The 12299-nt window shown below is 58.8% G+C and carries 13 protein-coding genes; 12 read left to right on the forward strand and 1 reads right to left on the reverse strand.

The annotated features are described in order from the left end of the window. Positions 1-1210: 1210 nt before the first annotated feature. The gene (locus tag BQ8011_RS03400; protein WP_157885006.1) at positions 1211-1993 is read right to left on the reverse strand and encodes a hypothetical protein; all 783 of its coding nucleotides are present in this window, start codon (positions 1991-1993) and stop codon (positions 1211-1213) included. A gap of 1023 nt (positions 1994-3016) precedes the next feature. On the opposite strand from BQ8011_RS03400, the gene rpsL reads away from it, so the two are divergent. The 12 genes from rpsL to rpsC all read left to right on the forward strand — a co-directional run bounded on the left by rpsL (position 3017) and on the right by rpsC (position 12296). After that, positions 3017-3391, forward strand: a complete 375-nt coding sequence (gene rpsL, locus BQ8011_RS03405) for a 30S ribosomal protein S12 (RefSeq protein ID WP_034501299.1) — start codon at positions 3017-3019, stop codon at positions 3389-3391. Next, positions 3391-3861 carry a 30S ribosomal protein S7 gene (rpsG, locus tag BQ8011_RS03410; RefSeq protein ID WP_009408772.1) on the forward strand — a complete coding sequence of 157 codons (471 nt, stop codon included), beginning with the start codon at positions 3391-3393 and terminating at the stop codon, positions 3859-3861. Before rpsL ends, rpsG begins: the two co-directional genes overlap by 1 nt. An 82-nt stretch (positions 3862-3943) precedes the next feature. Continuing rightward, positions 3944-6067, forward strand: coding sequence for an elongation factor G (gene fusA, locus BQ8011_RS03415; RefSeq protein WP_072457384.1), 2124 nt, complete (start codon positions 3944-3946; stop codon positions 6065-6067). A gap of 150 nt (positions 6068-6217) precedes the next feature. Further along, entirely contained in the window at positions 6218-7411 is a 1194-nt protein-coding gene (gene tuf / locus BQ8011_RS03420; protein WP_072457385.1) for an elongation factor Tu, read from the forward strand. 577 nt (positions 7412-7988) lie between these two features. Further along, positions 7989-8297 carry a 30S ribosomal protein S10 gene (gene rpsJ, locus BQ8011_RS03425; RefSeq protein WP_009408775.1) on the forward strand — a complete coding sequence of 103 codons (309 nt, stop codon included), beginning with the start codon at positions 7989-7991 and terminating at the stop codon, positions 8295-8297. A gap of 11 nt (positions 8298-8308) precedes the next feature. After that, complete coding sequence (gene rplC, locus BQ8011_RS03430; RefSeq protein WP_034501305.1) at positions 8309-8974, forward strand: 50S ribosomal protein L3; 666 nt, start codon at positions 8309-8311, stop codon at positions 8972-8974. 2 nt (positions 8975-8976) lie between these two features. Then, positions 8977-9621 (forward strand): 50S ribosomal protein L4, encoded by a 645-nt coding sequence (rplD, locus tag BQ8011_RS03435; RefSeq protein WP_034501433.1) that lies wholly within the window; start codon positions 8977-8979, stop codon positions 9619-9621. Then, entirely contained in the window at positions 9618-9923 is a 306-nt protein-coding gene (rplW, locus tag BQ8011_RS03440; protein WP_034501306.1) for a 50S ribosomal protein L23, read from the forward strand. The genes rplD and rplW overlap by 4 nt, the downstream gene beginning before the upstream one ends. A gap of 24 nt (positions 9924-9947) precedes the next feature. Continuing rightward, positions 9948-10784 carry a 50S ribosomal protein L2 gene (rplB, locus tag BQ8011_RS03445; protein WP_072457387.1) on the forward strand — a complete coding sequence of 279 codons (837 nt, stop codon included), beginning with the start codon at positions 9948-9950 and terminating at the stop codon, positions 10782-10784. A 13-nt stretch (positions 10785-10797) separates the two neighbouring features. Then, on the forward strand, positions 10798-11079 hold the full coding sequence (rpsS, locus tag BQ8011_RS03450; RefSeq protein WP_009408780.1) for a 30S ribosomal protein S19: 282 nt from the start codon (positions 10798-10800) through the stop codon (positions 11077-11079). A 35-nt stretch (positions 11080-11114) separates the two neighbouring features. Continuing rightward, the gene (gene rplV, locus BQ8011_RS03455) at positions 11115-11486 is read left to right on the forward strand and encodes a 50S ribosomal protein L22 (protein ID WP_034501311.1); all 372 of its coding nucleotides are present in this window, start codon (positions 11115-11117) and stop codon (positions 11484-11486) included. Further along, positions 11487-12296, forward strand: a complete 810-nt coding sequence (rpsC, locus tag BQ8011_RS03460) for a 30S ribosomal protein S3 (RefSeq protein ID WP_034501315.1) — start codon at positions 11487-11489, stop codon at positions 12294-12296. It abuts the gene before it with no gap. The last annotated feature ends 3 nt before the right edge of the window (positions 12297-12299 follow it).

Raw genomic sequence — 12299 nt, forward strand, 5'->3', positions numbered from 1 at the left:
GGGATTGAGTGAAGGAGCAATGCGGATCTTCCGGTAAATACACGACCGCTTCGGGCAAGCGCAGCTGATGCGAATATGCGGGAAAGCGCAACGGCCTGCCACAAATCCCAGAGAGGAACGTTGTCTGGGGAATGAAAACGCGCATAATACCCGCGGCGAATTCGGCAGACCTCTGAATCTTCGCGTAAATGGCGGAATGCGTTATGTCGAGTTTGAATGTTTTCAATGGTAACGGGGCTCATTTTGCAAGTGTCGCCATTAGTAGGCGACGCCGAAAGTACGAACGATGTAGTTGTGGAAAACGCCTATTTCCCGACGGTCCTGTGGAAATGGGTGCTCCTGTGGAAAGAAGGATAGCGAGCGGTGCAACGGGGAGCTTTCACCTAGGGCTGGTTCTGTTCTAGTGCAGTGCACTCCTGGTTTAGCTCACTGATTCCGGGCCTATTGCTGTTCTGAGGCCGCAGGTGAGCGAGCTAAAACCGGAATGGGGGAGCGAAACCAGGAATGGGTGAGCTAAGACAGAAGTGGGCAGTCCCACAAACAATGTGAACAATCTGGCTTTGACGGGACTGGGAATAGCTGACTATTCTTGAACCCGGTACCCGTGACTGTGCGGGTCTCCTATGTCCACTTTTGGTGGACGGTTCCTGTTCTTTTGTAGATCGCCTCTATGGAGCGGTCGTTTGAAGAAGAACTTGGAACGCGCGGGCTCCCTCCGTCGGAGCTCCGGGTGTCATTCTCTGACGAGGCCTAGGCCCGTTATCATGGCACACCGGCCCCTGGCGGATCGCTGTGCGCGCTGGGGGATAAGGACAGTCGTGGAAGACTGAGACATGGGTTTAAGGAAATCCTTAAACCGTAGACGGAATTGAACTGGAGAACCAGTGCCTACCATTCAGCAGCTCGTCCGCAAGGGCCGCAGCACCAAGCGCGCAAAGNGGGCTGATACCGCCGTGGCGCCCCGGCATTAAGCTCCGCGAGCCCGACCTCGGTCAAGGATCGAGGCTGTCGGGGAGAGAGACTTTCTGCGTGGCGGCTAAGACCTTCGTCTGTCTTCTGCTGTTGTCCCGTTGTGTGTCGTTATATCGGGACCGGTCGGTGTCCTCCGTCTGTCTTCTGTCGTCCGCGGTGCGTCGTCCTCCGCCCTCTGCCCTTCGCACTTCTCACTCCGTACTCCGCCATCTCCTGGTTTAGCTCACTGATTCCGGGCCTATTGCTGTTCTGATGCCGCAGGTGAGCGAGCTAAAACAGGAATGGGTGAGCCAAACCCGGAGTCCGGTTGGTCATCGGCGCCCACAAATGAGGCTGAGCGATGTCTCTTTGTATGGATGCGACGTTTCGGTCCATCGCATTCAGCGCTGGGAAGGGCCCATATTCGTGCGCATTCTGAACTTGGCGGAAGACGTCTTATCCCTAAATGTGACGCAATAGCACGACGTAAAGCTGCGAAGTCTTCAAGGTCTGCCCAAGAGACTCTGAAGATGTTCCATCCGAGATTAATGAGATCCTGCTGGCGACGCATCCAAACGTGTTCTGCGGACAATCCATCTGAACGCGGAAGAGAAAGCTTGCTCACTCCATCTGTCTCGATGATCAAGTGGAGAGCGGGAATGACAATGTCACCGAAGTAGTGACCATATCTGCCGTGAATCTCAAATTGTGTGACCACTTCACCCGGGTAAAGAGTACGGACCACCCAAAGGACCGCGGCCTCGAAAATGTTGTCGCAGCCACCGTCGGCAAAAGCGAGAATCGAATGTGCGATCGCATAGTTCCTGTGCGTTAGTCGATCATGTAATACCGTCAATAGCTTGTCTCTTGCTATCTCAACGCGAGTGCGAGATATTTCCAGCGCATAACGCGAAAAATCCGAAAGTGAATGTAACGCCATGCATGCGGCGACAAAGGCTTCAAGAGGTTCTTCGTTGAGTGCAATTCGAACTACTGCACTTTCAATCGACTCAACAATGAGGCCTTCAGGAAGTCGTACCACCGCGTGAGGTTCCTGAGAACGAAGAGTGATCGCACACGGAGGAACGCTCTTGCTCTGAAACTGCACACTAGAGAAGGGGATAGTTCTTCTACACCCGTCTTTCCGCCAATACTCAACATTGGGATTCGTGACCCATGTAGGGATTGAGTGAAGGAGCAATGCGGATCTTCCGGTAAATACACGACCGCTTCGGGCAAGCGCAGCTGATGCGAATATGCGGGAAAGCGCAACGGCCTGCCACAAATCCCAGAGAGGAACGTTGTCTGGGGAATGAAAACGCGCATAATACCCGCGGCGAATTCGGCAGACCTCTGAATCTTCGCGTAAATGGCGGAATGCGTTATGTCGAGTTTGAATGTTTTCAATGGTAACGGGGCTCATTTTGCAAGTGTCGCCATTAGTAGGCGACGCCGAAAGTACGAACGATGTAGTTGTGGAAAACGCCTATTTCCCGACGGTCCTGTGGAAATGGGTGCTCCTGTGGAAAGAAGGATAGCGAGCGGTGCAACGGGGAGCTTTCACCTAGGGCTGGTTCTGTTCTAGTGCAGTGCACTCCTGGTTTAGCTCACTGATTCCGGGCCTATTGCTGTTCTGAGGCCGCAGGTGAGCGAGCTAAAACCGGAATGGGGGAGCGAAACCAGGAATGGGTGAGCTAAGACAGAAGTGGGCAGTCCCACAAACAATGTGAACAATCTGGCTTTGACGGGACTGGGAATAGCTGACTATTCTTGAACCCGGTACCCGTGACTGTGCGGGTCTCCTATGTCCACTTTTGGTGGACGGTTCCTGTTCTTTTGTAGATCGCCTCTATGGAGCGGTCGTTTGAAGAAGAACTTGGAACGCGCGGGCTCCCTCCGTCGGAGCTCCGGGTGTCATTCTCTGACGAGGCCTAGGCCCGTTATCATGGCACACCGGCCCCTGGCGGATCGCTGTGCGCGCTGGGGGATAAGGACAGTCGTGGAAGACTGAGACATGGGTTTAAGGAAATCCTTAAACCGTAGACGGAATTGAACTGGAGAACCAGTGCCTACCATTCAGCAGCTCGTCCGCAAGGGCCGCAGCACCAAGCGCGCAAAGGTGAAGACCCCCGCGCTCAAGGGCTCGCCCCAGCGTCGCGGCGTGTGCACCCGTGTGTACACCACCACCCCTAAGAAGCCGAACTCGGCTCTGCGTAAGGTCGCTCGTGTGCGCCTTTCGTCGGGCATCGAAGTCACCGCGTACATTCCCGGTGAAGGCCACAACCTGCAGGAACACTCGATCGTCCTCGTTCGTGGCGGTCGTGTGAAGGACCTCCCCGGCGTGCGTTACCGCATCGTCCGTGGCGCCCTCGACACCCAGGGTGTCCGTGGCCGCCAGCAGGCCCGTTCCCGTTACGGCGCAAAGAAGGAGAAGAAGTAATGCCTCGTAAAGGCCCCGCTCCCAAGCGCCCCCTGGTCGACGATCCGGTATACGGCTCAAAGATCGTGACCCAGCTCGTGAACCGCGTGCTTCTCGACGGTAAGAAGACCGTTGCAGAGCGCATTGTTTACGGCGCACTCGAAATGGTTCGTGAGCGCACCGAGCAGGAACCCGTTTCCGTGCTCAAGCGCGCACTGGACAACATTCGTCCGGCCCTCGAGGTTCGTTCCCGCCGTGTTGGTGGCGCGACCTACCAGGTTCCGGTTGAGGTTCGCCCCGCACGTGCGACCACCCTCGCACTGCGTTGGCTGGTGGACTTCTCGCGCCAGCGTCGTGAGAAGACCATGACCGAGCGTCTCGCCAACGAGATTCTCGACGCCTCCAATGGTCTTGGCGCCGCTGTCAAGCGTCGTGAGGACATGCACAAGATGGCTGAGTCGAACCGCGCGTTCGCTCACTACCGCTGGTGACCACCCCTCCCGCTTCGTGATGACCCCATCCGGAGCGGGCAGGATGTTTTAACACCCTCACTTCAAACGAAGGACTGATGTAGTGGCACACGAGGTGCTTACTGACCTCAAGAAGGTTCGCAACATCGGCATCATGGCTCACATCGATGCCGGCAAGACCACCGTGACCGAACGAATCCTGTTCTACACGGGCATCAACTACAAGATTGGTGAGACGCACGATGGTGCCTCCACCACCGACTGGATGGAGCAGGAAAAGGAGCGTGGTATTACCATCACCTCCGCAGCCGTCACCTCCTTCTGGAACGGAAACCAAATCAACATCATCGACACCCCCGGTCACGTTGACTTCACGGTTGAGGTTGAGCGCTCGCTGCGCGTCCTCGACGGTGCAGTTGCCGTGTTCGACGGTAAGGAAGGTGTCGAGCCCCAGTCTGAAACCGTGTGGCGCCAGGCTGACAAGTACGACGTCCCCCGCATCTGCTTCATCAACAAGATGGACAAGATGGGCGCTGACTTCTACTTCTCGGTTCAGACCATTCGCGATCGTCTTCACGCAACCCCGATTGTCATGCATCTGCCCATCGGCGCAGAGAATGACTTCGAGGGAACCATCGATCTGCTGACCATGGAATCTGTGCGTTACCCCGCCGAAGATGAGAACGGCCAGCCCACGCTTGGCGCGCTCGTTGTTCGCGGCGAGATCCCCGCAGAGCTCCAGGAGAAGGCTGAAGAGTACCGCGAGGCCCTCATCGAGGCAGCAGCGGAAGGCTCGGATGAGCTGACCGAGGCCTACCTCGAGAACGGCGAGCTGACCATTGATCAGATTAAGGAAGGCGTTCGCGCCCTGACCATTTCCGGTCGCGCATTCCCCGTCTTCTGCGGTACTGCACTTCGCAACATGGGCGTTCAGCCCGTGCTTGACGCGGTCATCGACTACCTGCCCTCGCCGCTCGATATTCCCGCCGTTCAGGGCTTCAAGCCCGGCCACGACGAAGAAGAGCGCACTGAGGTCCGCGAGGCCTCGGAGAAGGAACCCTTCGCAGCTCTTGCATTCAAGATCGCTGCCCACCCCTTCTACGGCAAGCTGACCTTCGTCCGCGTTTACTCCGGCAAGCTGGAGGCGGGTTCGCAGATCCTCAACTCGACCAAGGGCAAGAAGGAACGCATCGGCAAGATCTTCCAGATGCACTCCAACAAGGAAAACCCGGTCGAAGAGGCACATGCAGGCCACATCTACGCGGTTATTGGCCTGAAGGACACCACCACTGGCGACACGCTGTGCGCGATCGACAAGCCGGTTGTTCTTGAGTCCATGACCTTCCCGAAGCCCGTGATCTTCGTGGCCGTTGAGCCCAAGTCGAAGGCTGACCAGGAGAAGATGGGCATCGCCATCCAGAAGCTGGCAGAAGAGGACCCGACCTTCACGGTTGAGCTCGATGCCGAAACCGGCCAGACCGTTATTGGCGGTATGGGCGAGCTTCACCTCGACATCATCGTCGACCGTATGCGTCGCGAATTCAAGGTCGAGGCCAACGTTGGTAAGCCCATGGTTGCTTACCGCGAGACCATCCGTAAGAACGTCGAGAAGTTCGAGTACACGCACAAGAAGCAGACCGGTGGTTCCGGCCAGTTCGCGCGCGTCATCATCGCACTCGAGCCCATCCCGGCCGGTTCCGAAGAAGAGTACATCTTCGAGGACAAGGTCACCGGTGGACGCGTTCCTCGCGAATACATCCCCTCGGTCGACGCTGGTATCCAGGACGCCATGCAAAACGGTGTTCTCGCTGGTTACCCGATGGTCGACGTCAAGGCAACCCTGCTTGATGGTGCATACCACGAAGTTGACTCTTCGGAAATGGCCTTCAAGATCGCCGGTTCGATGGCATTCCGCGAAGCCGCAAAGAAGGCTTCCCCGGTTCTACTCGAGCCGATCATGGCCGTCGAGGTCCGTACGCCCGAAGAGTACATGGGCGACGTCATCGGCGACCTCAACTCTCGTCGTGGTGCAGTCCAGTCAATGGATGAGCAGCACGGTGTGCGCGTGGTCCGCGCACAGGTTCCGCTGTCCGAAATGTTTGGTTACATCGGCGATCTGCGTTCCAAGACGCAGGGCCGCGCGGTGTACTCCATGCAGTTCGATAGCTACGCCGAGGTCCCGCGTAACGTCGCGGATGAGATCATCGGAAAGTCTCGGGGCGAGTGAGTCCCACAGGGTTGGTCACGGCTAAGAAACCTCTTAGTTGTGACCAACCTGACAAGAATCAATAAACCTGTAGGTCTCATGCCCCATTGGGTGTTATGCTGACACCTAGCCATAGGCTGAGAATTTCTACCCGAGTCCAGGAGGACACAAGTGGCGAAGGCCAAGTTCGAGCGCACCAAGCCGCACGTCAACATCGGTACCATCGGTCACGTTGACCACGGCAAGACCACGCTGACTGCAGCAATCACCAAGGTTCTGCACGACAAGTACCCGGATCTGAACGAGTTCACCCCCTTCGATCAGGTCGACAACGCTCCCGAAGAGCGCGATCGCGGTATTACCATTAACGTCTCTCACGTTGAGTACCAGACCGAGAAGCGTCACTACGCACACGTTGACGCCCCCGGCCACGCTGACTACGTGAAGAACATGATCACCGGTGCGGCACAGATGGATGGCGCCATCCTCGTTGTCGCCGCCACCGACGGCCCCATGGCCCAGACCCGCGAGCACGTTCTGCTCGCCCGTCAGGTCGGCGTGCCCACCATCCTCGTCGCCCTGAACAAGGCCGACGTTATGCAGGACGATCCCGACATGCTCGAGCTCGTTGAGGAAGATGTCCGCGATCTTCTCACCTCGCAGGGCTTCGATGGCGAGAATGCTCCCGTCATCCAGGTCTCCGCTCTGAAGGCCCTCGAGGGTGACCCCGAGTGGACCGCGAAGATCGAAGAGCTCATGGACGCTGTGGACACCTTCGTCCCCACCCCCGAGCGTGACATGGACAAGCCCTTCCTCATGCCGATCGAAGACGTCTTCACGATCACCGGTCGTGGCACCGTCGTCACCGGTCGTGTCGAGCGTGGCAAGCTGCCGATCAACTCCGAAGTTGAGATCCTCGGTATCCGTGAGCCCCAGAAGACCACCGTCACCGGAATTGAAATGTTCCACAAGTCGATGGACGAAGCATGGGCAGGCGAGAACTGTGGTCTGCTTCTCCGTGGCACCAAGCGCGACGAGGTGGAGCGCGGCCAGGTCGTGGCCGTCCCCGGCTCCATCACGCCTCACACCGACTTCGAGGGCCAGGTCTACATCCTGAAGAAGGAAGAAGGCGGACGTCACAACCCGTTCTTCACCAACTACCGTCCTCAGTTCTACTTCCGTACCACCGACGTGACCGGCGTCATCACCCTCCCCGAGGGCACCGACATGGTCATGCCTGGCGACACCACTGAGATCACCGTTCAGCTGATCCAGCCCATCGCCATGGAGCCCGGCCTCGGCTTCGCAATCCGCGAAGGTGGCCGCACCGTTGGTTCCGGTCGTGTGACCAACATCCTGAAGTGACTTTGTTGATCGCCTAGCGATCGCTGATTCTTCAGTAGAGCAGGTCCGCTCTTTTGAGCGGGCCTGCTCTTTTTTATTGCAATTGCCGAGGCCGTGGCTGGTTTCCTTGTGTGGTCGTCGGGCGGGTGCGGGGGAGTGGGCGCGACGTGATGACGGAGGCGGCGGCCAAGCTCGCGTCTCCTCTACCTGCGCCACGGCCTCGGCAATGGGGCGAAATTGGCGTGTGGAGCAGGGAAGTGACCGATCTGACTTTGCGACACGCCCGAGTGCGGTGTAGTGTAGGAACTCGGTGCGCACAGTACCTCCACCGGAGCAATGTGTGCGCATACCTTCTATGTCAGTGGATTCACACAGGTTTCCTTGGCTTCAAGCTTGAGGAGACCTGCGTCTTTCTGCAAAAATAGGAGGGTTGCCCTACTAGAGGTAGGGCGGTTAGACAGTGCAATCACTGTTTAACCGGGCAAAATGCCCAAGATCTTTGGACAAGACGCCGGTCCGCATCGGGCGCTCTCGCGAAGAGTGACACGCCCGAGTACGGGTACCGGCGCCGAATCTGTACGAGAAGAGGTAAGACGGCATGGCGGGACAAAAGATCCGCATCCGGCTCAAGTCGTATGACCACGAGGTCATCGACAGCTCCGCGCGCAAGATCGTGGACACCGTGCAGCGAGCAGGTGCCACTGTCGTGGGCCCGGTGCCGCTGCCGACCGAAAAGAACGTGTTTGTCGTGATTCGGTCGCCCCATAAGTACAAGGACAGCCGCGAACAGTTTGAAATGCGTACGCATAAGCGGCTCATCGACATCATCGACCCGACGCCTAAGGCCGTCGATTCGCTCATGCGTCTCGATCTGCCCGCGGATGTCAACATCGAGATCAAGCTCTGAGGTAATCTGCAATGACAAAGAATAAGCAGCACGCTGCTGCGCCTGTTCAGGCGCTGCTCGGCCGCAAGCTCGGTATGACCCAGGTTTGGGACGCCGACGGCCGCCTCGTGCCCCTGACTGTCGTGCAGGTCGGCACTAACGTCGTTACTCAGCTCCGCACTGAGGAAACCGACGGATACACCGCAATCCAGCTTGGCTTTGGCGAAATCGATGCTCGCAAGGTGACCAAGCCCCTGGCTGCTCACTTCGCAAAGGCTGGGGTTGCTCCCCGTCGTCATCTCGCCGAGGTCCGCACCTCCGAGGCTGATAACTTCGAGCTCGGTCAGGAACTGGACGCTTCCATCTTTGAAGCAGGACAGCTTGTCGATGTTTCCGGTAACACCAAGGGCAAGGGATTTGCCGGTGTTATGAAGCGTCACGGTTTTGCTGGCGTGTCCGCATCTCACGGTTCTCACCGTAACCACCGTAAGCCCGGTTCGATCGGTGCTTGCGCAACCCCCGGTCGCATCTTCAAGGGTCAGCGTATGGCTGGCCACATGGGTGGTGTCCGTCGTACCGTCCAGAACCTGCACGTGCAGGCCGTCGACGTGGAAAAGGGTCTGCTCCTGATCTCGGGTGCAATCCCCGGACCTAAGAACGGCATCGTGCTGGTTCGCTCCGCTGTGAAGGGTGCGTGATCATGTCTGAAATCCGTACCATCGATGTTCTGGACCTGCAGGGCAAGAAGGCCGGTTCGGTCGATCTTCCCGCAGAGGTCTTTGACGTTGAGACCAATATTCCGCTGATGCACCAGGTCGTCGTCGCTCAGCTTGCTGCAGGCCGTCAGGGCACGCACGCAACCAAGACGCGCGGCATGGTTTCCGGTGGTGGCAAGAAGCCGTTCCGCCAGAAGGGCACCGGTAACGCTCGTCAGGGCTCGATCCGTGCACCTCACTTCACCGGCGGTGGCATCGTCCACGGTCCGCAGCCCCGCGATTACTCGCAGCGCACCCCCAAGAAGATGAAGGTGGGCGCTCTTCGCTCGGCTCTGTCAGACCGCGCACGCAATGGTCGCATCCACGTCGTGACCGCTCTGTTCGAAGGTGAGAAGCCCTCGACCAAGCAGGCACTGGCTGCGGTTCGCGCTCTTGTTGCCGATCGTCCGGCACTCGTCGTGCTCGAGCGCGGCGACGAGCTCACCGCTCTTTCGCTGCGTAACGCACGCGAAGTTCACGTGCTGTGGGCCGATCAGCTCAACACCTACGACGTCCTCGATCACGAAGATGTCATCTTCACCCAGGGCGCCCTCGAGGCATTCCTTGGCACCAAGGAGGAAACGAAGTGAGCTCGATCGAATCCGCTAAGAACCCCCGCGACATCATCCTGCGTCCGGTTGTTACCGAAAAGTCCTCCATCCTGATGGATGAGGGCAAGTACACCTTCGAAGTTGATCCTCGCTCGAACAAGACCGAGATCAAGATGGCGATCGAAGCAATCTTCGGCGTGAAGGTTGCTTCTGTGGCGACGCAGAACCGCAAGGGCAAGGTTTACCGCACTCGCAACGGAATCGGCACGCGCAAGGATGTCAAGCGCGCGATCGTGACCCTGCGTGAAGGCACCATCGACATCTTCGGCGAGCAGGCCTGAGCGTCGGAGAACTAGAGGAAAATCATGGGAATTCGCAAGTACAAGCCCACGACCCCGGGTCGTCGTGGTTCGAGCGTCTCTGACTTCGTCGAGATCACTCGTTCCGAGCCCGAAAAGTCGCTGGTGCGTCCGCTGCACAAGACTGGCGGCCGTAACAACAACGGCCGTGTGACTGCCCGCCACCGCGGCGGCGGCCACAAGCGCGCCTACCGCGTGATCGACTTCCGTCGTCACGACAAGGACGGCGTGCCCGCACGGGTTGCTCACATCGAGTACGACCCCAACCGCACCGCTCGTATCGCCCTCCTGCACTACGCAGATGGCGAGAAGCGCTACATCTTGGCACCCGCCAAGCTCAACCAGGGCGACATTGTCGAGGCTGGCCCCGCGGCCGATATCAAGCCCGGCAACAACCTGCCCCTGCGCAACATCCCCCTCGGTACTGTGGTCCACGCTGTGGAGCTCTACCCCGGCGGTGGCGCAAAGATCGCTCGTAGTGCTGGCACCTCGGTTCAGCTCGTCGCAAAGGAAGGCCGCTTCGCTCAGCTGCGTATGCCCTCCGGTGAAATTCGCAACGTCGAAATCACTTGCCGCGCAACCATTGGTGAGGTCGGCAACGCCGAGCAGTCCAACATCAACTGGGGCAAGGCCGGCCGTATGCGTTGGAAGGGCAAGCGCCCGCATGTCCGTGGTGTTGTTATGAACCCGGTTGACCACCCGCACGGTGGTGGTGAAGGCCGTACCTCTGGTGGTCGTCACCCTGTGTCGCCTTGGGGCAAGCCCGAGGGACGCACCCGTCGTCCGAACAAGGCCAGCGACCGCATGATCGTGCGTCGTCGCAAGACCGGCAAGAATCGCTGAGTAGGAGCTGGGAATGCCTCGTAGTTTGAAGAAGGGCCCCTTCGTCGACGATCACCTTATGAAGAAGGTTGACGCGGCGGTCGAATCCGGCTCGAAGAACGTTATCAAGACCTGGTCGCGTCGTTCGGTCATCACCCCGGATTTCCTGGGACTGACCATCGCCGTGCACGACGGTCGCAAGCACGTGCCCGTTTTCGTCACTGAGTCGATGGTGGGCCACAAGCTCGGAGAGTTCGCTCCCACGCGTACTTTCCGTAGCCACGACAAGGACGATCGCAAGGGACGTCGGCGCTGAGCCGGCCTTGCGTACGGAAGAAAAGGCAGGATTTCATGGAAGCCAAGGCGCAGGCGCGTTTTGTCCGCGTCACGCCCCAGAAGGCACGCCGTGTCGTGAACGAGGTTCGCGGCAAGGCTGCTTTGGAGGCAGCCGACATTCTGCGGTTTGCCCCGCAGGCCGTCGCCACCGATGTCCGCAAGGTTCTCTTGAGCGCCGTCGCTAACGCGAAGGTGAAGGCAGAAGCCGCTAAGGAGACCTTCAACGAGGCGGATCTTTTGATCCTCGAAGCCTTTGTTGATGAAGGTCCCACCATGAAGCGCTTCCGCCCCCGCGCTCAGGGCCGTGCAGGACGCATTCTTAAGCGCACGAGCCACATCACTGTTGTGGTCGGCACTAAGGAAGATCAGAAGAAGGGAGACCGGTAAATGGGCCAGAAGGTTAACCCCACCGGGTTCCGCCTGGGAATCACTACTGATCACCGGTCTCGTTGGTTCTCCGATTCGACGACTGCAGGTCAGCGTTACGCCGACTACGTTGCAGAAGACGTCGCAATTCGTAAGAACCTGACTGAGAATCTTGAGCGTGCAGGTATTGCAAAGGTCGATATTGAGCGTACGCGCGATCGCGTTCGCGTCGATCTGCACACCGCTCGCCCCGGTATCGTTATTGGTCGCCGCGGAGCAGAAGCAGATCGTCTTCGCCAGAACCTGGAGAAGCTCACCGGCAAGCAGGTTCAGCTGAACATCCTCGAGGTCAAGAACCCCGACTTGGTTGCACAGCTGGTCGCACAGGGAATCGCCGAGCAGCTCGCTGCCCGTGTGTCTTTCCGTCGTGCGATGCGTAAGGGTATTCAGTCTGCACAGCGTGCGGGAGCCAAGGGCATCCGTGTCCAGGTCTCCGGCCGTCTGGGTGGCGCTGAAATGAGCCGTAGCGAGTTCTACCGCGAAGGCCGTGTCCCGTTGCAGACCCTGCGCGCGAACATCGACTTTGGATTCCACGAGGCGCGTACCACCTTTGGTCGTATTGGCGTCAAGGTGTGGATCTACAAGGGCGATATCACCGAGCGTGAGTTTGCCCGCCAGCAGGCTGAGCAGGCCAACCGCGGCGGACGCCGTGGTGGCGAGCGCCGCAACCCGCGTCGCGGCCAGCGTGGCCAGCAGCAGCAGGAGAACACTCAGCAGCAGGAAGCTTCAACTGAGGCACCTGCCGCTACCGAGACCGGAACGGAGGCCTGAGCC

The sequence above is a fragment of the Actinomyces marseillensis genome (genome assembly GCF_900155605.1).
Taxonomy (GTDB): Bacteria; Actinomycetota; Actinomycetes; order Actinomycetales; family Actinomycetaceae; genus Pauljensenia; species Pauljensenia marseillensis.